Consider the following 22,768-nt stretch of genomic DNA (forward strand, 5'->3'; position numbering starts at 1 on the left):
CACAGCCCGACCGCACGCACACCCACACCCACACCCTCACGACCACGACCACGACCACGACCACGACGGAGTGATCATGCTCAGACGCAGCTCAGCCGTACTCACAGTCCTCGCCCTGTCTCTCCCAGCCCTGGCCCTCGCACCGTCGGTGGCCTCGGCGACCACGACACGCTCGGTCGCGGGCCAGCTCGCAGGTGCGGCCGACGCCGGGGCCGACGTCCTCGCCCACTACGACTTCGAGGACCTCGCGGCGGCGCCCGTCGCCGGTGACGTGGTCGCCGACGTCTCGGGGAGCGGCAACGACGCCGTGCTCCGCGGCGCAGGGGCGACGTCGGCCGACGGCAGCCTCGCGCTGCCCGGGGGTGCGAGCTCGAGCGGCGCCGCCTACGTCGAGCTCCCGGCCGGGCTCGTCGACGGGCAGAGCACGCTCACGGTCTCCGTGTGGTTGCGCAACGAGACCGCCGCGGGCAACCACGCCGCGATGTTCTTCGGCACCCGTGAGAGCACCCCGCACCAGTACTGGCTGCTCAACGCGAAGAACCCCGCCGGGAGGCTCAAGTCCGTCATCACCGGCTCGTTGTCGACCACGGCGCCGTGGGGCACGGAGGTCGGCCTGTCGCCGACGAACGCCGGGCAGGGCGTCCCGGGGCCGACGACAGGCGACAGCTGGATGCTCGTCACGACGGTGATCCAGCCCGGCAGCATCACCACCTACCTCGACGGGGCTGCTGCCGGGTCCGTCCCGGTCACGCGGACCGTCGCCGACCTCGGGACGGACCTCGTCGGCTACGTCGGACGGTCCTCCTACGCCGACCCGTACTGGCGCGGCCAGGTACGTGACCTCACGGTCTCGACCTCGGCCCCCACAGCCGACCAGGTGGCCCGCGACTACCTCGAGGGTGTCGACGACGAGGCGACGGTCCGCGCGGCGCTCGAGGCCGACGCCGCGGAGATCGACCTCGGGCCCTCCCCCGTGACCGCTGACCTCCGCCTCCCGACGACCGGGAGCCGCGGGTCGACCCTCACGTGGCAGAGCTCCGACCCGCAGCACCTCACCGCCGAGGGCGTCGTCGACAGGCCCGCCGACGACGACGTGGAGGTAGTCCTCACCGCGACGGTCACCGCAGCCGGGATCTCGGTCGAGCGCAGCATCACGGTGACCGTCGCGGCCGACTCACCGAGCCGCAGCCTCGAGCTCGTCGCGGACCGCTTCGACCTCGGGACCACGCACCTCTCGGGCGACGTCGTCCTGCGGACCGAGGTCGACGGCACGGACGTCACCTGGACCTCCTCTGATGCCGCCGCGGTCGCACCCGACGGGACGGTGACCCGGGGTGCCGCCGAGCAGCAGGTCACCCTGACCGCGACCTTCGCGCTCGACGGCCTGACCACCGACCGCCTGTACGAGGTGACCGTCCTGGCCGCCGACGTCGGCCGGGTCGGCGCGTACACCGTGACAGGTGGGACGACCCGCACCGACGTCCTGCACCTGGCGACCCTCGACCCGGCCGACACCGGCCTGGCAGGCGCCACCTACTCCCCTGTGCTCTCAGGGCGTGGTGTCCTCTACCCGACCCTCGGCTCAGCCCGGATCGGAGCACCGTCGCTGTTCCGCACACCCGCCGGCGGCTTCGGCCTCCTCGCGACCCAGGCGACAGGGTCGGCGCAGGTGCTCGTCTTCGACTCGGCCGATCTCGTGACGTACACGGGTGAACGCCTCGTGACCCTGCCCGTCGTGCCGGCGAGCGTGGACGTCGTCCACGACAACGGCATCGGCGCGTACAGGCTGACGGTCGTCGGGACCGACGGGGTCACCTACGAGACGCACTCGAGGGACCTCACGACCTTCACCTCGCCCGTGGTCGTCGCCGACGCCGCGCCGTCTGCCGTCGCCGGGCCGTCTGCGGTCGCCGGGCAGGACGCCGCCTTCCCGGCCGGAGCAGCGCAGACCACGAGCATCGCGGTGACGGCGAGCGAGCTCGACAGGGTCACGTCGAAGCTCGGGCGGGTCGTCGCCACGGGGGTCGAGCCCTTCGCCGACGTCCAGGTACAGATCGCGCCGTACGGTTCCGAGGACGCGTCAGGCCTCACCGCTCCAGTCGCCGCCGCAGGCGCGGGTCTCGAGCTCCCCGCCGCGGCGAGCATCACCTACAGCAGCGGCTACGACGCCGCGGCGCCCGTGGTGTGGGACGCCGACGACCTCGCGGCCGTCGACACCACCACCCCGGGTACCTACACGGTCCGTGGGACCGTGACACCGACCGTCTACGCCGACCCCCTCGTCGAGCGTCGCGCCGACCCCGACGTCACTCTCGGCGACGACGGCTGGTACTACTTCACGGCCTCGTACCCGATGACCCGCCCCGACGACCCGACGGGCTACGACAGGGTGGTGCTGCGCCGCGCGCAGACCATCGCCGGTCTCGCCAACGCCCCCGAGGTGACGATCTGGCACGAGGCGCAAGACCCGACGCTCAACAGGTACGTCTGGGCTCCCGAGCTCGAGAAGATCGGAGACCGCTGGTACGTGCTCTTCACGGCCGCACGAGGTGGCGGTGTCTGGGACATCAGACCCGTCATGCTCGAGTTCACCGGAGACTCCTTCGCCGGGGAGGCGACCCTCGACCCGGCGTCCTGGACCAGCCTCGGGCAGGTGCAGGCCGTCCCCGGGGACACCGAGGCCTTCACGCACTTCTCCCTCGACATGACCCACCTCGAGACCGGTGGCAAGCACTACCTGGTCTGGGCGGAGAAGCCGGGCGCCTCCGACCTGCGCATCGCGCAGATCGACCCTGCTGACCCCAGCAGGCTCGTCACCCGGTCGGTCCTGCTCTCGACCCCGACCTACGCGTGGGAGTCGAACGACGGCCAGTCGATCAACGAGGGCCCTGCGGTGATCGAGCACGACGGGCGGATCATCCTCGCCTACTCGGCCGCCACGGTCGACGACAGGTACAGCGTCGGGATGCTGACGATGCCCGTCGGCGCGGACCCGATGGACCCGGCGTCATGGACCAAGAACCCGTACCCCCTGCTCACGACCGACGACGTCCCGGGGCAGGTCGGTCCTGGTCACAACTCGTTCACGGTCGACGAGCTCGGCAACCCCGTCATCGTCTTCCACTCCCGGACCGTGGGCGACAGCTCCAACCCCGGCGAGTCGACCGACGCGGGGCTCTTCGACCCGCGTCGTCACACCCGGGCGGCGACGGTCCACTGGGACGTCGACGGGCTGCCCGTCCTCGCCATGACACCCGAGGAGCAGCTGCCCGCCGGGCTCGAGCGGGTCGAGGTGCGAGTCGTGGTCTCCGAGGCTGACGGACCCGGGCCGGTCGACCCAGGTCCGGTCGACCCGGACCCCGTCGACCCTGGGCCTGTCGTCCCGGTCCCCGGAGACCCGACACCCACCCCGGCCCCGGGTGGGGCTGGCGGGTCCGGGACGCCCGGGCCGCAGCCGGGTGCCGGTGCGTCGTCGGGTTCCGACCGACGGTCTGCGGGCGGGCTCGCGAGCACGGGGACCTCGGTCGTCGTGCTCCTGGCGGGCGTGGCAGCGCTGGGTCTCGGTGCGACCGTCACCGGCCTGCGCCGGGCCGGTCGACGGCCGTCGTCGGACTGAGGTCGGGCGCGTCCCGCGCGTGAGACCAGACCGAGGGCCCCTGCCTCATACGGGCAGGGGCCCTCGGTCCTGCCCAGCTCGCGGGGGTGGTTGCGGATCGGCGCCGAGGCGAGCCTTGCAGCGGGCGACGGTCAGGGTGTCAGCCCGCGGAAGGCGGCCACGGCCGCAGCCATGCGGGACGACGACGCGAGCGCGGCAGCACGCTGGGTGCTCGACGGCGGCGGTGTCGGGTGCTCACCGGCGAGGGACCCCACCGGGACCGCGCGGATCCGGCGCGGCTCGCGGGCGGCAATCGCGCACCTGTAGCCCTCGGGGCTCGGCAGCGCCGTGACCGAGAGCCCGAGCAGCTGGCGTGACGCCGTCTGCACGACGGGTCGCCACTCCCACGCCCCGATCATCTCGACCGAGGACGGCACCACCCTGTCCTCAGGGGCGGCAGACACGAGCAGGTCTTCGAGCGGGGTCGTCAGACCGATGCCCGCGGCCTTGAGCACAGCCTCCTTCTCGACCCAGCTGCCGATCCGGCCCAGGACCATCCCCGGCCCCTGGGGCAAGGAGCGACGCTCGACGGGGTGCAGGGCGAAGTCGTCGAAGCCCTCGAAGAGCACGTCGGGGACCAGCTCGACGTCGACGCCCACCTCGACCTTCGCGTCGGCGACCGCGACGAGCACCCGGTCTCCAGCGCTCGACGAGCTCACCGACAGACCGTCGACGCGCGGCCGGCCGTGCTGCTCGCCGCAGGTGAGGCACGTGCGGTCCACGACGATGTCGGCTGCGCTGGTGGCCGGGGCTCCGACCCGCGCGGCGACGAGCAGCCGCAGGGCCGCCCGGCCCGCCAGGGTCCGGCGGGCGTCGGAGGGCCGCTGCTTGGCGGCGACGGCCGCCCTGTCGACGTCGTCGACCAGACCCAGCGCCGCCTCGAGGCCGTGCGCACGGCCGCGGTCGGGACCTGTCCCCACGGCGAGCACGTCACCGGTCCGCAGACCGGCAGACGTCGGCTCGCCAGGGACCGATGGCTCGGGCTGCGCGGCCAGCCCGGGCAGGGCGGCAGGCGTGGCACGGCTGTCTGCCGTCTGGGACCCAGGGTCGACGACGGCACCACCGTCGAAGTCTCCTCCGACGGTGGTGCAGACAGCGAGGATCTCGTCGACCGTCGCGCTGAGCAGTGTGATCATCGCTTGCTGATCCTCCGGTACTGGCCGACCGCGACAGGGGCGAAGACGGCGATGATGGCGATGCAGCACACGAACGCGTACAGCGTCGCATGCTCGGCGGGCCACCCGCCGGCGACCTCAAAACCTGCGGGCGGCGCGTTGCCGAAGCCCTGCCGGACCGCTGTCGCCACCGCGGTCACCGGGTTCCACTCGGCGATCGTCCGAAGGACCCCTGGCAGGGTGTCGGCCGAGACGAAGGCACCCGAGATGAAGCACACGGGGAACAGCCACAGGAGCCCGAGGCTCTGGGCGACCTCGACGCTGCGGGCCGTGAGCGCGATGGCCGCACCGATCCACGACGTCGCGAAGGCGAAGAGCACGAGCAGCACGAAGGTCACGAGAACCTGCCCAACCCCTGTGTGCACGCGCCAGCCGATGGCCAGCCCGCACGCGACGATCACGACGATCGAGATGCCGCTCGTCACGAGGTCGGAGGTGGTGCGACCGAGGATCACACCGACCCGTGACATGGGCAGAGCCCTGAACCGGTCGATGAGACCAGACTGCAGGTCCTTGGCCAGGTACACAGCTGTGAAGGAGGAGTTGAAGGTGAGGGTCTGCGCGAGGATCCCGCCGATGAGGAACTCACGGTAGGCGTCGCCGCCCAGCGCCCCGCCGAAGACGAAGGCGAGGATCAGCACGAAGATGATCGGCTGGGCGACCCCGGTGACCAGCGCCCCGGGGGTCCGGCGCACGTTGACCACGTTGCGGCGGGCCACGACCCACCCGTCCCGGACTGCAGAGACGAGCGGGGAGAAGGCTCCCCCGCGCGGCGGCGGGATCTCGATCGGTCCGCCCGGGGTGACCACGGCGGTCTGGCGGGTCGCGACAGCACCGGCGGTGCCGGAGCGACCGGAGCTGCTGGGAGAGTGGGTGCTGCTGGTGCTCTCGGACGTCGTCGCGGTGCTCATGCGCTCACCACCTCTCCGGTCGGGGCGTGGGCCGGTTCGTCAGCGTCGGCGGTCTCGTCAGCGTCCAGGGACTCTGCGGGGCTGCCCGTCAGACGCAGGAAGACCTCGTCGAGGGTCGGCTGGCGCAGGGCGGCCTCGGCGACCTCGACCCGGGCGTCTGCGAGCGCGGAGAGCACGGTGCGGAATGCGTCGCTGCCTCCTGTCGCGCGCGCTGTCAGGCGCCGCGACCTCTCGTCGAGGAGGGCGTCGTCGGCCGTGCGACGGGCTGCGGCCAGGGCCGCGCCCAGGTCTGCGCCGGGGGCGAGCACGATGTCGATCCACGCGCCGCCGGCCTGCGCCTTGAGCTCGGTCGCGGTGCCCTCGGCGATGATCGCGCCGGAGTCGATCACCGCGATCGAGTCGGCCAGCTGGTCGGCCTCTTCGAGGTACTGGGTGGTGAGCAGGACGGTGGTGCCGGCTGTCGCGAGGGACTCGATCGCGTCCCAGGTGTCGCGGCGCCCGCGGGGGTCGAGGCCCGTCGTCGGCTCGTCGAGGATGACGACAGGGGGCCTGGCGACGATCGCGCCGGCGAGGTCGAGCCGTCGCTTCATGCCGCCAGAGTACGACCCGGCCTGCTGGGAGTCGGAGACCCCGTCGAGGCGGAAGTCGCGGAGCAGCTCGCGGGCACGGGCCTTCGCGTAGGAGCGGCGCATGCCGTAGAGCTCGCCGACCATCGTGAGGTTCTCAAAACCGCTGAGCTTCTCGTCGACGGCCGCGTACTGGCCGGAGACCCCGAGGCTGCGACGGACGAGGTGCCCGTCGGTCTGGACGGAGTGCCCGGCGACCCGCACGTCTCCCGAGTCGGGGGCGAGGAGGGTCGTCAAGACCCGCACCGTGGTCGTCTTGCCGGCACCGTTCGGCCCGAGGAGCCCCTGGACGGTCCCCTCGGGGACGTCGAGCTCCACACCGGCGAGCGCCTGGAAGTCGCCGAAGCGCTTGGTCAGTCCGTGGATGGAGATCACGAGGCGACGCGCTCCCGGTCGAGCACCGGGGTGATGTCCTGCCAGTGCTCGGTCACGTATCCCAGCGCCTCGTCCTTCACGGCGGGGCCGAAGACGGCCACCCATCCCTGGGGGACGTCGGCGAACTCGGGCCACAGGGAGTGCTGGTTGACGCTGTTCACGAGGACCCGGAAGCGTGCGTCGTTGTCGTCGAAGGGGTTCGTCATCGACTTTCCTCTCGTCGTGTCGGCTGTCGTCGAGGGTGGTTCGCCGCCGTCGGGCGTGCGGATGGGTCCGGACCGAGATCCGGACCCATCCAGGTCGAGCAGGCCTCCACGACAGACGTGCTGGTGGCGGCGCTGAGATGCCGCAGAGACGGCGCTGGGCCAGCGCAGAGACTGCACTGGGAGAGCGCAGCTCAGCCCTGCGCGAGCAGCCTGTCGAGGATGGGCGCGAGCTCGGCCATCGCCTCGTCCGAGAGCATGTCGGAGTGGCGCACGGCGACTGTGCTCGTCGTGACCTCCCCCGTCACGTGCGGCTCCCAGGCCTGCGGGGCCGGGCGGCCCGGCGGGACCTCGCGGGTGGCCTCGACGACGTGCAGGTCTCCGTCGAAGACCGGCACGGGGGTGGCGTCGAAGAGCTCACCCGTGCGGACGAACCTGCGCACCATCCGCCCGATGGACTCGACGGGGACGTCGGCGAGGGGGTTGCCGGCCTCGGCGAGAGCCGCGAGCACCTGGTCGACGTCGAGCTCGACGTCGTCGGGGGCAGCGATCCCGTTGGCGTCGAGGAACCCGCGCCACATGGCGTCACCCGCGGCGACCCCGGCCAGGGCCGACTCCTGGGTGGGGTAGGCGTCCAGGAGGACGAGCAGACCGACCTCGTCGCCCTGCGACCGCAGCCGCGCGGCGAGGTGCTGGGCGAGACGACCGCCGAAGGACCAGCCGACGAGGTGGTACGGCCCCTCGGGCTGGACCTCGCGGACGGCGTCGAGGTAGACGTCGAGCATCTCGTCGAGCGTGCCGGCGGCCTCGGGCTCGGGCTCGTCCGGGGCGAGGCCTGGCATCTGGAGGCCGAAGACCGGGCGCCGGCTCGCGAGGTGCCCGAGCAGCGCCCCGTACTTCCAGCTCACCCCCGTGGCGGGGTGCACCACGAAGACCGGTGCACCTGTCCCCTCGGCGCGCAGCGACAGGATCGTCCGCAGGCTGTCGGTGATGTCGACCTCACCCGTGCCCGACAGCGCCGCGAGGGCGGCGACGGTCGGGGCCTGGAACAGCGCCTGGACGGGCAGCGTGGTGCCCAGGGCGGAGTTCACGGCGGCGATGGTCGGCTGGGCGACGAAGGAGTGCCCGCCGAGCTCGAAGAACGAGTCGTCGGCCGTGACACCGGTGACGTCGAGCACGCTCTCGTAGGCTGCGGCGACAGCACGCTCGGCAGGGGTCTGCGGCGGGCGGCCGCCCGTCCCGGCGGTCTGGAGCTCGGGCAGCGCCCGGGCGTCGACCTTGCCGTTCGGTGTGAGCGGCACCTCGTCGAGGACCTGCACGGCCACGGGCACCATGTAGTCGGGCACCCGCGAGCGCAGCCCGGCGAGCAGGGAGTCGGTGACGTCCGCCGCGCGAGCAGCCGCGTCGGCGAGCACCACCCAGGCACCGAGGCTCGTGCCGCGTCCTGTCTCGACGGGGCGCACCACGGCCTGGGCGACGGCGTCGGCGGCGCGCAGCAGCGCCTCGACCTCTCCGGGCTCCACGCGGTGACCGCGGATCTTCACCTGGCCGTCGCTGCGGCCCAGGGACACGACGCTCGGCCGCACGCCGGCACCTCGGCCGTGCACGACGACGAGGTCACCCGTCCTGTACATCCGGCTGCCGTCGGCCGCGAAGGGGTCCGCGACGAAGCGGTCCGCCGTCGCCCCGGAGCGCCCCGCGTAGCCGTGGGCCAGCTGGTCACCCGCGAGCCACAGCTCCCCGACGCTGCCGGGCAGCGCGGGGCGCAGGCGGTCGTCGAGCACGTAGCCGACGGTGTGCGGTGTAGTCGCACCGAGCTCAGGGGTCTCGGAGTCGCCCACCCGGGCGACGAGCGAGTCGACACCTACCTCGGTCGGGCCGTAGAGGTTCCACGCCTCGACCGCGGGGCGCTCGCGCAGCCAGGCCCACAGCCCGGCGTCGAGGGCCTCGCCGCCGAGCAGCATCGTGAACGGCGCGTCGCTCGGACGGTCGTCGAGCAGCGTCGTGAGGCTGGTCTGCCCGGCGAGGGCCGACACGTAGCTCGGGGTGGTCTCCCACGCACCGATGCCACGCTGGGCGAAGAGCGCGACGAGCGCCTCGGGGTCGCGGCGCACCTCGTCGGCGACGACGTGCACCTCGTGCCCGGCCACCAACCACAGGACAGGGTCCATCGCGGCGTCGAAGCCGACACCTGTGGTGTGCGCCAGGCGCACCCGGCCCGCGGCAGGGTCGGGCATGAGGGTCGCGCGGTGCGAGACGAGCAGGCTCGCGAGGGCACCGTGCGGCACCTGGACGGCCTTGGGCTCCCCCGTCGTCCCCGACGTGAAGATCAGGTAGGCGGGGTCGTCGGCGGTCACGGAGGGTCGGGTGGAATGCAGACCATCGGCAGACCGCAGACCGTCCGGGCTCGTCTTGGCGGACGAGGTCGTCTCGGCGGACGAGGTCAGCCCGTCGGACGTCGCGTGAGAGGCGCGCGCGGTCAGCAGGTCGCTGATCGTCACCACACGCTCGGGCGCGATCCCGGCCGACTGCGCCGCCTCGTGCGTGAGCAGGGCGTCGCCGTCTGCGTCAGCCTCGCCCGGGGCGTGCACGACGAGGCGTGCGCTCGCGGTCGCCAGCATGCTCGCGACGCGCTCGGCGGGGAGCTCGTCGTCGACAGGGGCGACCACGGCGCCCGCCCGCCACACGGCGAGCAGGGCTGCGACGGTGTCGATCGAGCGCGGCAGACGCAACGCGACGACCTCGCCCGGGCGCACGCCGTGGGCGGTGAGGCCCGCGGCGAGGGCCGAGACGCGGGCGTCGAGCCCGATGAAGTCGAGCGACGGCACACCCGCGGTCTCGGGGTCCGCGTCCGCGGTCTGCGCGTCGGTGCTCTCCGACAGCACCCTGTCCTCGGACCGGGCCGCGCTCTCGGGCGACCCGTCGTCGGCGGGGAACACGTCGAAGGCGCGGTCCTGGGCCCCCGGGACCCGGCTCGCACCGGTCTCGTGGCCCGTCCCGACGATCGCGGTATGCTCGCCGAACCTGCGGACGGACTCGTCGAAGGTGTCGAGCACGAGCCTGGGCTCGCGGACCGAGGCCCAGGCGTCGAGGGGCGCGAGGGAGCCCTGGGCGAGCGTCACGTCGAGCATCGGCGCGTCGGGGGCGTCGGCGACCTCGCGGAGGAAGTCCACCCACCTGTCGACGAGCCCACGGGCCGCGTGGACGCTGAACATCGCGGAGTTGTACTCGAGCACCCCGTCGACGGTCCCGTCCTGGTCGGTGCTCGCTGTCCCGGCAGGTCCCCGGCCACGGGGCCGCAGGGTGAAGGACAGGTCGACCTTGGCCGAGCCTGTCGTCCCCGGTGCGACAGGCTGGGCCTGGACACCGGGGAGGTCGAGGGTCAGACCTGTCGGCTCTTCCACGGACAGCATGGTCTGGAAGATCGGGTGCCGCCCGAGACGACGCTCGGGGGCGACAGCCTCGACGATCCGCTCGAAGGGTACAGACTCGTGGTCGATCGCGGTCAGGGTCGCCGTGCGGGCACGGCTGATCGCGTCGGCGAGGGTCGGCGCTCCGTCGCTGAGGTCGACCCGCAGCGGCAGGGTGTTGACGAAGAACCCGACGAGGTCGGCCATGTCAGGGTCGGTCCGGCCCGCCGAGGGCGATCCGACGACCACGTCGTCCCCCGCCCCAGTGCGGTGCAGATAGCCGGCAAGACCGGCTAGCCACCCGTGGAACCCGCTCGCCGACTGGCGGGCCGCGACAGCGGTGACCTTCTGGGCGACGTCTGCGGGGATCTCGAACTCGAGGAGCGCCGCAGGCTGCGCGGCGGTGTCCGGGCGGCGCCCGTCAGCGGGCAGCTCGAGCTCGGTCGGGGCGCCGGCGAGCGCCTCGAGCCACGCGTCGAGCCGCGGGTCCTGCGAGGAGGATCCGTCGGCGGCCACAGCAGTGCCTGCCGAGTCTGTCTCGAGGGCACGCTGGCGTCGTGCGACGTCGGCGTACTGCACCTCGAGCGGGCGCTGCAGCTTGGCCGAACCGCTGCGACGCGCCGAGTACGAGGCCGCGAGGTCGCGGACCAGGGGCGCCAGGGAGGCACCGTCGGTCGCGATGTGGTGGATCACCAGGTCGAGGCGCCACCTGTCGACGCCGGTCTCGACGACCGCCGCGCGCAGCGGCTGGTCGACGGTGAGGTCGAAGCCGGCGGTCGTGTCGACGGGCTCAGTGGTGGCGATCCCGGTCGGCGCGTCGTGGATGCGCTGGACCGGGCGGCCAGCCACCTCCGGGTACGTCGTGCGCAGCACCTCGTGGCGGGCCACGAGGTCGTCGACAGCACCGGCCAGGGCTGCGGTGTCCAGGTCACCGGAGAGCGCGACCTGGAGGACGACCGAGTACTCGGCCGACGTCGGGTCGAGCCTGTTGAGGAACCACAGGCGGGCCTGACCGGAGGACAGCGGGATCTCCTCGCCGTCCTGGCGCGGGTGGTCGGCGACCCAGGAGCGCAGACCCTGCGCGGGGCCGTCGACCGGGCTGGTGGACGGGGCACCCGAGGTGCTGCTCGTCCCACCTGCCGCGCCGGAGCCTGTCACGGAGGCAGCCGTCGCACCGCGGCCGATCGCCGCGAGCAGCGCCGCGGGTGTCGGGGCGTCGAAGACCGCGCGCAGCGGGAGGGTCGCGCCGAGCTCGTCGCGGACCCGTCCGGCGAGGGCCACGGCGAGCAGCGAGTGGCCGCCGAGGGCGAAGAAGTCGTCGTCGAGACCGACGTCGCGGACCCCGAGGACCTCTCCCACGATCGTGCAGAGCGCACGCTCGTCGTCGGTCTGCGGTGCACGCGAGGGTCCACGGTCACCGGGCTCCGGGAGGGCCGAGACGTCGACCTTGCCGTTGGGCGTCAGCGGCACGGCGTCGATCACGGTGATCGAGGTCGGCACCATGTAGTCGGGCAGCTCGGAGGCCGCGAAGGCGCGGACCGCAGAGGTCGAGGCGGCGTCTTTCGAGGCGATGTTCTCGGAGACGGTGTTCTTCGGTGTGGAGTCCTTCGAGGCGCCGACGACGACCCAGGCGACGAGGCGGGCGGTGTCCGGCCCGCCAGGTGTCACCACACGGGCGACCGCTGTGCGCACACCAGGAGCACGCTCGAGGGTGCGCTCGACGTCTTCGACCTCGATGCGGTACCCGCGGAGCTTGACCTGGTCGTCGTCGCGGCGGACGAACTCGAGCTCACCCGTCAGACGTCGCCGGACGACGTCACCCGTGCGGTACATCCGGGTGCCGTCGCCGCGGGGGTCGGCGACGAAGCGTGCGGCGGTCTCGGCCGAGCGGCCGCGGTAGCCGTGCGCCTCGGAGAGCCCCGAGAGGTACAGCTCCCCCTCGACTCCCGGCGGGACGGCGCTGAGCGTCGCGTCGAGGACGCGGGCGGTGACGTTGGCGATCGGTCCGCCGATGGTCACCCGGCCGGGCCGGACGGGGGCGAGCACGGAGTCCACGGTGAACTCGCTCGGACCGTAGAGGTTCCAGCCGGCGACACCGGGCGAGTCGGCGAGCCGGTCCCAGAGCGTCCCGGGCACGGCCTCACCGCCCACGGCGATCAGCAGCGGGACCTCGCGGTCGGCTGCGCCGTCGAGCAGACCGACCGTCACGAGCTGCTGGGCGTAGGACGGTGTCGTCTCGAGCACGTCGATGCCGAGCTCGGACACAGCCTGGACCACGGCCTCGGCGTCCGTGCGGGTCGCGTCGTCGGCCATGTGCAGGGTGGTCCCGGCGACGAGCCACAGGATCGGGTCCCAGGCAGCGTCGAAGCCGAGACCCGACAGGTGGAGCATCCGGGGCAGGCGCGGCTCTGACGTCTCGTCTCCGCCGGCGACCTGCGCGAGCTGCTCGCGGAGCGGCCCGACGAGGGTGTCCTCGTGCTGGGCGAGCACGTTGGCCAGCGCCGAGTGCGGCACCTGGACACCCTTGGGTGTCCCCGTGGTGCCCGAGGTGTAGACGAGGTACGCGACGTCGTCGCTGCGGACCGGCCGCAGACGGAAGGACTGGCTGGAGGGCACCGCGTCGAACAGCTGGGCCGGAGCGACGGTCGCGAGCTCCTCGAGGAGCTCGGGCGGCAGCTGTCCGGCTGTGCCAGCACCCGCGGCGTCCGCCCCTGCGGCGAGCATGCTCGCGAGCGACTCGTCCGAGACCAGCACCGAGGCCTCGCTGTCGACGAGGATCTGGCTGATCCGCGCGGCTGGGTAGGAGACGTCGACCGGGACGGCGACGGCACCGGCGCGCAGTGCGGCCAAGACCGTCACGACGGCGTCGGTCGTCCGTGGCAGTGCCACGGCGACCCTGTCGCCCCGGGCCACGCCGAGCGCGGCGAGGGCGTGGGCGCCGCGGGTGATCCGCTCGTCGAGCGAGGCGAAGGTCAGCGATCCGTGGGAGTCGGCGAGGGCGAGGGTCTCGCCGTGCTCGGCGACTGTCGCGTCGAGGCGGTCGAGGACCGTCCCGCTGGTCGCCAGCTCGCGCCCGGTGCTCTGCGCCTCGAGGAGATCGGCGGTCTGCGGGTCGACCGAGGGCAGGTCCGAGATCCGGCTGTCGGTCGACGTGACGAAGGCCGTGAGCACGCGGTCGACGGCGTCGCGCAGGCGCTCGGCGGTCGAGGCGTCGAAGAGCGCGCGGTCGTAGCCGAGGATGCCGACCAGCGGGCCGTCGTCGCCCGACGGTGCCTGGAAGTCGACGAGCAGGTCGGTCTTGACGCCGGCGCTCGTCACCTGCCCGGGGACCGTCACGGTCAGGCCCGCGAGGTCGATCTGCGCGGGCTCGTTGCTCTGCAGCGTGAGCAGCACCTGGAACAGCGGGTGCCTGTCGGCCACGCGCGGCGGCCGCAGCGCGTCCACCAGGGAGTCGAAGGGCACGTCCTGGTGGGCGTAGGCCTCGGTGTTGCCCGCACGGACCCGGCCGAGGACCTCGGCGAGGGTGGGGTCCTGCGCCAAGGAGGTGCGCAGGACGACCGTGGTGACGAAGAACCCGACGAGCTCGTCGAGCTGGGGGTCGGTGCGCCCGGCCACAGGGGTGCCGAGGACCACGTCCTCCCCCGCGCCCTGCTGCTCGAGGGCGACCGCGAGCGCTGCGTGCAGGACGATGAACACGCTCGTGCGGTGCTCGGCAGCCAGCGCGCGGACGGCGGCGTGCCGCTCGGGGTCGAGCTCGAGGGCCAGCTCGCCGACCCCCTGCTGGGTGGGGTCGGTCGGGTCGGCAGCCCCGCGGGACCTGTCGCGCGGCAGCGAGATCTCGTCCGGGGCGCCGGCCAGGGCACGCTGCCAGTAGGTGAGCTGCTCGGCCAGGACGCTCGACTCGTCTGCGGGGTCGCCGAGGTGCTCGCGCTGCCAGAGAGTGAAGTCGGCGTAGGTGACGGGCAGGGCGGCCTGCTCGGGGGCGCGGCCCTCGGCGCGGGCGGCGTAGGCGACCGAGAGGTCCCGGGCGAAGGGCGCGAGGGACCAGCCGTCGGAGGCGATGTGGTGCATGGTCGCGACGAGCACGTGGGTGTCGGGCGCTGTGCGCAGCAGGACAGCACGCAACGGGGTCTGCTCGGTGACGTCGAAGGGCCGCAGCGCCTCCTGCTCGACGACGGCGTCCACCTGAGAGGCGGGCACGTCGACCGAGGTGAAGGGGACGGCCGCGGCGTCGCCGTCGAGGACCACCTGGACGGGCTCGCCGTCGACGTAGGGGAACACCGTGCGCAGGGGCTCGTGCCGGGCGACGACGTCGCCGAAGGCGGCGCGCAGCGCTGCCACGTCGAGGGGACCCTCGAGGTGCAGCACGACGGGGATGTTGTACGCCGCCGAGCCGGGCTCGAGGCGGTTGAGGAACCACAGGCGGCGCTGGGCGAGCGAGACCGGGAGACGGTCCGGGCGCGCGGCGGGTGCCAGACGCACGGGTCGCCCGGCACCTGAGGCACCCTCGTCGTCCGTGGCATCCTCGGCCAGCCCTGCGAGTTGGGCGACCGTGGGCTTCTCGAAGATGTCGCGGACCGTGACGGTCCGGTCGAGGGCCGTGGTCAGCGTCGCGGCGAGACGCGTCGCGAGCAGCGAGTGCCCGCCGGCCGCGAAGAAGTCCTCCTCGACGCCGACGGAGTCGACGCCGAGGACCTCGGCGAAGGCCGTCGCGACGGTCCGCTGGACCGCTGTGCGCGGCTGCTGGGCCGAGTCGTCGGTGCTGCGCTCGGGGCTGGGCAGCGCCCTGCGGTCGAGCTTGCCGTTCGGGGTGAGCGGCAGGTCCGAGAGCGTCATGATCGCGCTCGGCACCATGTAGTCGGGCAGGTCCGCACGCAGCGCGGCCCGCACTTGGGCGCCGAGCCGGGTGTCGGGCTCGCCCTCACCGGTGACGTAGCCGACGAGGCGGGCAGCGGGGCCCTCGCCCTGGACGATCGCGGCAGCGCCGACGACCCCGTCCTGGCGGCGCATCGCAGCCTCTATCTCGCTCAGCTCCACGCGGTAGCCGCGGATCTTCACCTGGTCGTCGATGCGACCGAGGAACCGCAGCGAGCCGTCGTGGCGGCGGCGCACCACGTCACCCGTGCGGTACATGCGGGAGCCGTCGCTCGCGAAGGGGTCGGCGACGAAGCGCTCGGCACTCAGGCCGGGCTGGCCCACGTAGCCGCGGGCGACGTTCACGCCCGCGAGGTACAGCTCACCGACGGCGCGGTCGGGCACCGGGCTCAGGCTCGCGTCGAGCACGTAGTGGCGGCTGTTGCGCACCGACGAGCCGATGTGCGGCGCGCCCGCGGTGATGGTCGCGACGAGGCTGTCGACGGTCACCTCGGTCGGGCCGTAGAAGTTCACGGCGTGCACGTCGTCGAGGGCTCCGAGGGTGTCCCAGAGCGACGGGCCGACCTCTTCCCCGCCGAGGGCCACGACGGTCGGGTGCGGGTCGCGCTCGAACAGACCGGCGGCCAGCAGGGCCTCGGCGAAGGACGGGGTCGTCTCGATCGAGTCGATGCCCTCCTCGGAGAGGTAGTCGGCGAGGCGCTGCGGGTCGCGGCGCACCTCGTCGTCGACCATGTGGAGCTCGTGCCCGGCGAACAGCCAGAGCAAGGGGTCCCAGGCCGCGTCGAAGGACAGCCCGGCGGTGTGCGCGACGCGCACGGGACGGCCCAGACGCTCGGCAGCAGGGTCGAACAGGTCGGTCCTGTGGTGCTGGAAGAGGTTGCGGAGCGCGACACGCTCGACGCCCACACCCTTGGGACGACCTGTGCTGCCCGAGGTGAAGACGACGTAGGCGAGGTCGGAGCCCAAGAGCTGCGGGAGGCCCGACGCGTCGTCGCTGCACCGACGCCACCCGGCGGCGGTGTCGGAGTCGACGGCGATCGAGGGCACCTCCCACGACGCACCGGCGGCGCGGTCGCGCTCGGCCTGGCGGTGGCTGGTGAGCAGCAGCGCGGGCTCGGAGTCCTCGATCATCCCGGCGACGCGGTCGATCGGGTACTCGGGGTCGAGCGGCACGTACACGCCGCCGGCCTTGAGCACAGCCAGGACGAGCAGCGGCAGGTGCTTGCTGCGCTCGATGCGCACGGCGACGCACCGCCCGGGGACCACGCCCTGGGTGATGAGGTGGTGAGCCATCCGGGTCGACGCGGCGTCGAGCTCGGCGAAGGTGAAGGTGCCGTCGGTCGCCACGACGGCGGTGTCCTCGCCGCGGCGCGCGGCTGCGGCAGCGAAGGCCTCGAGGACTGTCTCGCTCTCGATGGGCAGCTCAGGGCCGGCGCCCTGCTCGAGGAGTCCGGCGACCTCGTCGTCGGCGACCACGCGCGCGTCGGTCACCGCGACGTCGGCAGGCTCGTCGATCACCTGGGCGACGAGGGCGAGCAGGCGCTCGGCGTGCCCGGTGAGGCTCTCGACGGTGTGCAGGTCGGCGTCACCCTCGAGCTGGAGGGTCGGGACGGCCGCGCTCGACTCGAGGCCGGAGACCACGAAGGAGAGGTCGTGCACGGGCCCTGTCGAGAGGATGCGGACCTCACCGGTCGCCGAGCCGAAGCGCAGCGCGTCGATCACGGGCAGCAGGTTGACCGAGGGACCCGCCTGCGACGGGGCGCTCGGGAGGTCTTCGGTGCGGAAGCGCTGGTGCTTGACCACACCGCGCAGCACGTCGCCGGCGTGCGCGACGGTCTGTGCGACCGTCGCCGTCGGGGACACGTCGACGCGGACGGGCAGGATGCTCGAGAGCATCGAGGGGGTCGACTTCGCGACCTTGCCGCGTCGCGCGGTCACCGGGAGCCCGAGGGAGACGGTCTCCTGCCCGGTGATCTTCGCGAGGTAGAGGGCGATGAGCCCGACCATCGTCTTGGGCAGGTCCCGGCCGAGGGCTGCGAGCGGCGCGGCCTGCTCGTCGGTCAGCGGCACGGCGACCCGCACCACGCGGGTCGCGGCACGGCCCGTGGTCCCCTCGAGGCCGTCGACCGTGGTCTCCTCCTCGAAGGTCTCGCGCCAGAACGCCTCGTCGGCGGCGTGGTCCTCTGAGGTGCGGTACTCCTCGAGGGCGTCGAGGAGCTCGTGGTGGCTCGGGAAGGGTGACGGGGTCTTCGCGGCCGTGCGCGCCACGCGTCCGGCGAGAGGTCGCAGCAGCAGCCCCGTCGGGGCGCGCTTGTCGAGCTCTGTGTACACACGGGCCAGGTAGTGCAGGGCGATCACGGCGGAATAGCCGTCGAGCATGATGTGGTGGACGCGCTGGAAGAACAGCGACCTGTCCCCCGCGAGCCTGAAGAGGATCGCGCCGAAGAGCTCGTCGCCCTCGATGTCGCGCGGTGTGGTCATCTCGGCGTCCATGCGGGTGCGCGCGGTGTCGAAGGCTGCGTCGACGTCCTCGCTGCGCAGGTCGACGACCTCGAGCAGGTCGTCGGTCGGCTCGGGTCGGCGGCGGACCGCGTGGGGACCGTCGTCGTCGGCGCGGAACCGCATGCTGATCGAGTCGATGTCCCGCACGATCTTGGTGAGCGCGATGCTCAGCAGCCGCGGGTCGACGTCACCTTGCACGTCGAGGTACTGGCCGATCTGGTACGTCGCGTTCTCGGGGTCGAGCTGCTGGGCGTACCAGATGCCGCGCTGCGCTGGGGTCAGCCGGAGGCGCAGGTCGGCCGGCGTCTCGGTGGTCTCGGGGTCCTGGGCCTGGTGGTGCTGCTCGTTCTTCGTCACGCGTCGCTCTCCTCACAGACGAGGCCCCGCCCTGGGGCGAGGCCTCGTGTCGCTGCGTCGGTCGTCCCGACGTTCCTCGGGGTTCCGCAGGGCTTACTGGAACTGCCCGATCTGCAGGAAGTTGAGGATGCCGCCGATGTCGATCAGCGGTCCCTGGATGAGCGGGCCTTCGATCAGTGCGGTCCAGATGTCCATGAGGTGCTCCTTCGGTGCGGTCTCGTGGACGCCCCGGGAGGAGCGTCACGAGGGGTTCGGAGCCTGGAGCAGGGTGGATGGGTCTGGGCTGGATCTCAGGGTGCGAGGGAGGCGGACACCGCACCGAGACTCGTGCGGAGTGCGGGGTTCTGGGTGCGATGTGCGGGGCGCGAGGCGCAGGGGGCGCTGTACGAGGTGCAGGGAGCTGCGGTGTCCCTCCGGTCAGGCGGTCGACGTTTCCGGTCGACGGTGCGCGCGGTGCGCGGAGTGCTCGTCGAGGAACGACTCGAGGGCCTCGAGCCCGATGCCCGTGCAGCCGTAGGCGTCGAACCTGCCGAGCGACGGGATCTTCGTGACGGTCTCGATGTCCTCGATCCGCGAGCAGTAGAGGATCAGCAGCTCCTCGAGGTGCTCGAGCCCTTCGAGGGCGGCGATCGAGGTGAGGACCGGCAGGCTCTGCAGCCGGAGCCGGCGCAGGCCAGGCAGCAGCTCGATGCCCCGCAGGTCGGTGATCTTGCGGCCGCCCAGCAGACCGAGGTCGACGAGCGGCAGGGGCGCGATCTTCTCGAAGATCTCCGGGGCCGGGTGCGGCACGGTCCGCAGCTGCAGGGCGGCGAGCCTCGGCAGGGCGAGCAGGGCCTCGAAGGACGTCTTGGTCGGCGCGAGGTGGGCGTGCTCGAGGTTCGGGAAGGTCTGAGCCGTGAAGGTCGTCGGGCCGTCGGTCTGCAGCCTGCGCACCGAGGGCAGCACCATCCCGCGTGGCCACCGGGTCGGGGCACCGCCGGTCCAGACCTCGAGCGTCGTCACGGTGTCCGGGATCGCACCGTCGGTCATGGTCGAGACGATCGTGGGGGCGACGCCCGCACCCAGCGAGAGCTCGGTGAGGTTCGGGAACCTGTCGAGGTGTCGGGGCACCTCGGTGACGTATGCCCCGATGTCTCCTCGTACGCGCAAGGACCTGACGAAGGCGTCGCGCTCCTCGTCGGGCGGGGCGTCCAGCGCGATGAAGGCCTCGATCGCCTGGCCCAGCGGCGTGGCGTCCGAGGCGGCCATCACCCACTCCTCGGGGAGCGGGGAGGTCTCGTCCCTCGTCCCGTCAGCAGCCAGCCAACCGCGCTGGCCGGAGGTGGCGTGAGCGTCCTGGGGTGTCATGCGGTCACCCTAGCGAGGGGCGGGGACACGCGACGAGGGGTCGTCCGAGGTCTGGACCTGGGTGGACGTCTCGGTGCCGCGCGTCGCCGGTGCCTCGCCGGTCGACCGGGCGGCATCCGTCGACCGGGCCGCGTCGGCTGATCGGGCGTCGCCCGTCGACCGGGCCTCGTCCGTCGACCGGGCCTCGTCTGCTCCCGACGGCACGACCTCGACGCCCTGCATGCGCTGCACCTCGGCGTTGAGCACACCACCGGCGAGGATGACGATGCTGCTCACCCACAACCACAGGACGGCGGCGAGGATCGCGCCGATGGTCTGCGCGGCGATCGCCACGGTCTGGGTCGCGGCGTCCTCGCCCGGGACGCTCGAGCCCGCGGCACCGAGGTAGACCTGGAACCCCAGGGCGACGACCAGCAGACCCACGGTGCCGAGCACCGCGCCTGGCAGGCAGCGCCGCCAGGTGGTCGCCACGTTGGGACCGTACCTGTAGAGCAGCGTGAGGAACCCCCCGGCGAGGACCACCACGGCGGGCCAGCGGACCAGCTCCCACACCGACGTGAACACCGCGCCCAGCCCGAAGAGGTCCGCGATCTCCTCCCCGCCACCGAGCAGCGGCCCGACCACGAGCATGCTCAGCAGCACCACGAGGGTCAGCACCGCGCCGAGGGCCAGGGCCAGCCCGAGCAGCACCTGCTGGAAGAAGCTCCGGCGCTCCTCGACCGTGTACGCGTCGTCGAGCGAGCGGATGGCCGCGCGGAACATGCGGCTCGCCAGCCACAGCGCGACGAGAGTGCCGCCGATCGCGATGCCCGCCCGTTCCTGCCCGAGCAGCCCCTCGACGAGCGGGGCGAGCACCTCGGCACCGATCTGGTGGTCGAAGACCCGCACCACCTGGTCGACGACCGAGGACTGGATCTGCTCGACCCGCTCGGCACCGACAAATCTCTCGAGCGAGCCGAGCGCCGCCCCGAAGGCTGTGACGAGCGGCAAGATCGAGATGAGCGCGTAGTACGTCATCTCTGCTGCGAGGCCTGTGACGCGGACGTCGGCGATCCGCCGGGCGCACCGCACCACGAGCAACGGCACGTTGTAGCGGCCCACGGAGACGGAGTGGCGCTCGGCGAAGTCCTCGACGCGTTGCAGGATCGGCCGCCGGTCGCTCGGACCGCGGCGACGGCGCCTCTCCCGTCCCGCGGCGACGGCCTGCGCCGCGACGTGCGTGACCCACAGCCCCGCTGCGGGGCCGACCACGACCGCGGCGACAGCGCCCGCGGCGTTGTCTACGAACCCGTTGACGACCAGACCGACGACGACGGTCACGGCCAGGCAGGAGATGGTCGTGGCGGCCGTGCTGAGCAGCAGGCGCGCCGGGAACCACAGGCGGGTCGCGACAGCGCAGGCGAAGCCCGCAGCGACGAGCGCGAGCAGGGTCATCGGACGGGCACCATGACGTCAACCCTGTCATGACCAGGGGTCGCTCCGCGCGACGGACAGCGGCGCCGCAGGTCGAGATGCTCATCCGCGTCGACGACGCCCCAGGCCTCGAAGCCTTTCGTCCCGGGTTGTTCCCGGATTCGCTGGCTAGCGTGACCTGGATGACATCGTCGGCGCGCCGTCACCAGTCCTTCGCCTGGTGGCGAGGGCTGTCAGGTGCGCTGGCCACCGGGCAAGGCCTCGCCCTCCCCCACCCCTTCAGCGCCGTGCGACCAGGCCGGGCGCTGCCCGGCTCCGTCCCCGCGCTCCCAGACGACTCAGCGACGGAGCAGCCCGACCCATGAACACGACGATGAACACGACGATCGCCGCAGCCTCCGGGCTCGTGCTGGTCGCAGTCCTCTCCGCGTGCAGCCCTGCGGGCGACGACACCTCCCAGGGGCAACCTCCCGCGACCGGCGACCTGCCCGTCGTCGACGTGTACGACATCACCGAGACCCCCTCGGTGAGCGACATGGCACTGGACATCACGCAGACCACCATGAACCTCGGCGGCGGGGCGCTGGACCGGTACCTGTACACGGTCGCCGGGGACGATGCCGTCTACGGGGCGGGTCGTCCGATCGTGGTCGACGCCGGGGACACCGTACGACTGACCGCGAGCAACGCCACAGATACCCCGACCAACATCCACTGGCACGGCATGAACGTGCCCAACGACCAGGACGGTCCGGGGATCCGCATCGAGCCCGGGGCGTCCCACGACTACGAGTTCACCGCCACGAGCCCGGGCACGTACTGGTACCACTCCCACGAACGGCCCGTGCGTGACCAGGTCGACGAGGGGATGTACGCACCCATCATCGTCCGAGACCCGATCGATGCCTCGTACGACCTGGACCAGGTCCTCGTGCTGGACGACTGGATGGTGGCCGGCGCCACGGGCCGCACGGAGGCCGTCGGCGAGGTCGACACCGTCAACGGGCGCACCGGCGACGACATCGACCCGATCGAGATCACCGGTGGGGAGATCGCCAAGCTCCGGCTCATCAACGCCTCGACCGCCAGGACGCAGCAGATGAGCTTCCCGGTCGGCGTGCGCGTCACCCACACCGACGGCGCGCCCCTGGTCGAGCCCTACACGACCCGAGAGCTGGCCATCGCGCCCGGTGGGCGCTACGACGTCGAGCTCGCCCCGACCGGTGGCGAGGACGAGACGGTCACCATCACCAACGAGCGTGACGACGGGATGGTCATCCCGGTGAGGTACACGGCCGCCGACGCGACGGCCGCCGCGTCACCCTTCGTGGCACCCGAGCCCACGCCGCTCGACCCCGAGCTCCTCACCCGGACCCCGGACGTGGAGATGACGCTGTCGAGCACGATGGGCAGCGCCGGGGTCGCGTGGACCATCAACGGCGAGACCTTCCCCGACGCCGAGACCTTCGACCTCGAGCTCGGCACGACCTACGTGATGCGGTTCCGCAACAGCGACGTCTACCAGCTCGACCACCCCATGCACATCCACGGGACCCATTTCCGCCTCCTGACCGAGAGTGGTTCCCCCGTGGCTGAGGAGGTCTGGAAGGACACGGTGTCCATCCCTGCTGGGATGTATGTCGACGTGGCGATCACCTTCGACGAGCCCGGTACCTGGATGGCCCACTGCCACATCCTCGACCACGAGGACGGCGGCATGATGACCACCATCGACGTGGCCTAGTCTCGGCGGCCCACCCTCGGTGCCGCCCGACAGGCTGGGCTGTCGCTGGTCGTCACGTCGAGCAGGCCCTTCGAGGAGTGCGCGCTCGGACATGAGGTGCTCGCCCGCAGCGATCGTCGAAGGGCCCTCGATCCCGAGAACCCGAGCGACCACCTCGGTCCTGGCGACAGGACGT

9 protein-coding genes are annotated in these 22,768 nt (G+C 72.5%); 2 read left to right on the forward strand and 7 right to left on the reverse strand.

Going from position 1 to position 22,768, the window contains the following annotated elements:
- Positions 1–76: 76 nt before the first annotated feature.
- Positions 77–3,616 carry a family 43 glycosylhydrolase gene (locus SANBI_RS09400; protein ID WP_319161121.1) on the forward strand — a complete coding sequence of 1,180 codons (3,540 nt, stop codon included), beginning with the start codon at positions 77–79 and terminating at the stop codon, positions 3,614–3,616.
- A gap of 131 nt (positions 3,617–3,747) precedes the next feature.
- On the opposite strand, the gene SANBI_RS09405 is transcribed toward SANBI_RS09400, so the two are convergent.
- From SANBI_RS09405 to SANBI_RS09435, 7 genes are all read right to left on the reverse strand, one after another.
- Positions 3,748–4,791 carry a type I polyketide synthase gene (locus tag SANBI_RS09405; RefSeq protein ID WP_319161123.1) on the reverse strand — a complete coding sequence of 348 codons (1,044 nt, stop codon included), beginning with the start codon at positions 4,789–4,791 and terminating at the stop codon, positions 3,748–3,750.
- Positions 4,788–5,741, reverse strand: a complete 954-nt coding sequence (locus SANBI_RS09410; protein ID WP_319161125.1) for an ABC transporter permease — start codon at positions 5,739–5,741, stop codon at positions 4,788–4,790. Before SANBI_RS09410 ends, SANBI_RS09405 begins: the two co-directional genes overlap by 4 nt.
- On the reverse strand, positions 5,738–6,742 hold the full coding sequence (locus SANBI_RS09415; protein ID WP_319161127.1) for an ATP-binding cassette domain-containing protein: 1,005 nt from the start codon (positions 6,740–6,742) through the stop codon (positions 5,738–5,740). Before SANBI_RS09415 ends, SANBI_RS09410 begins: the two co-directional genes overlap by 4 nt.
- Positions 6,739–6,948: an MbtH family protein gene (locus SANBI_RS09420; RefSeq protein WP_056132991.1), complete on the reverse strand. Its 210-nt coding sequence runs from the start codon at positions 6,946–6,948 to the stop codon at positions 6,739–6,741. Before SANBI_RS09420 ends, SANBI_RS09415 begins: the two co-directional genes overlap by 4 nt.
- A gap of 191 nt (positions 6,949–7,139) precedes the next feature.
- Positions 7,140–18,089, reverse strand: coding sequence for a non-ribosomal peptide synthetase (locus SANBI_RS09425; RefSeq protein ID WP_319161129.1), 10,950 nt, complete (start codon positions 18,087–18,089; stop codon positions 7,140–7,142).
- Between the two features lie 417 nt (positions 18,090–18,506).
- A complete protein-coding gene (locus SANBI_RS09430) occupies positions 18,507–19,436 on the reverse strand; it encodes a hypothetical protein (protein ID WP_319154406.1) in 930 nt (309 codons plus the stop codon).
- A 9-nt stretch (positions 19,437–19,445) separates the two neighbouring features.
- Positions 19,446–20,870, reverse strand: coding sequence for a YihY/virulence factor BrkB family protein (locus SANBI_RS09435; protein WP_319154409.1), 1,425 nt, complete (start codon positions 20,868–20,870; stop codon positions 19,446–19,448).
- A 340-nt stretch (positions 20,871–21,210) separates the two neighbouring features.
- On the opposite strand from SANBI_RS09435, the gene SANBI_RS09440 reads away from it, so the two are divergent.
- Positions 21,211–22,593 carry a multicopper oxidase family protein gene (locus SANBI_RS09440; protein ID WP_319154412.1) on the forward strand — a complete coding sequence of 461 codons (1,383 nt, stop codon included), beginning with the start codon at positions 21,211–21,213 and terminating at the stop codon, positions 22,591–22,593.
- The last annotated feature ends 175 nt before the right edge of the window (positions 22,594–22,768 follow it).

The sequence above is a fragment of the Sanguibacter biliveldensis genome (assembly GCF_033798665.1).
Taxonomy (GTDB): Bacteria; Actinomycetota; Actinomycetes; order Actinomycetales; family Cellulomonadaceae; genus Sanguibacter; species Sanguibacter inulinus.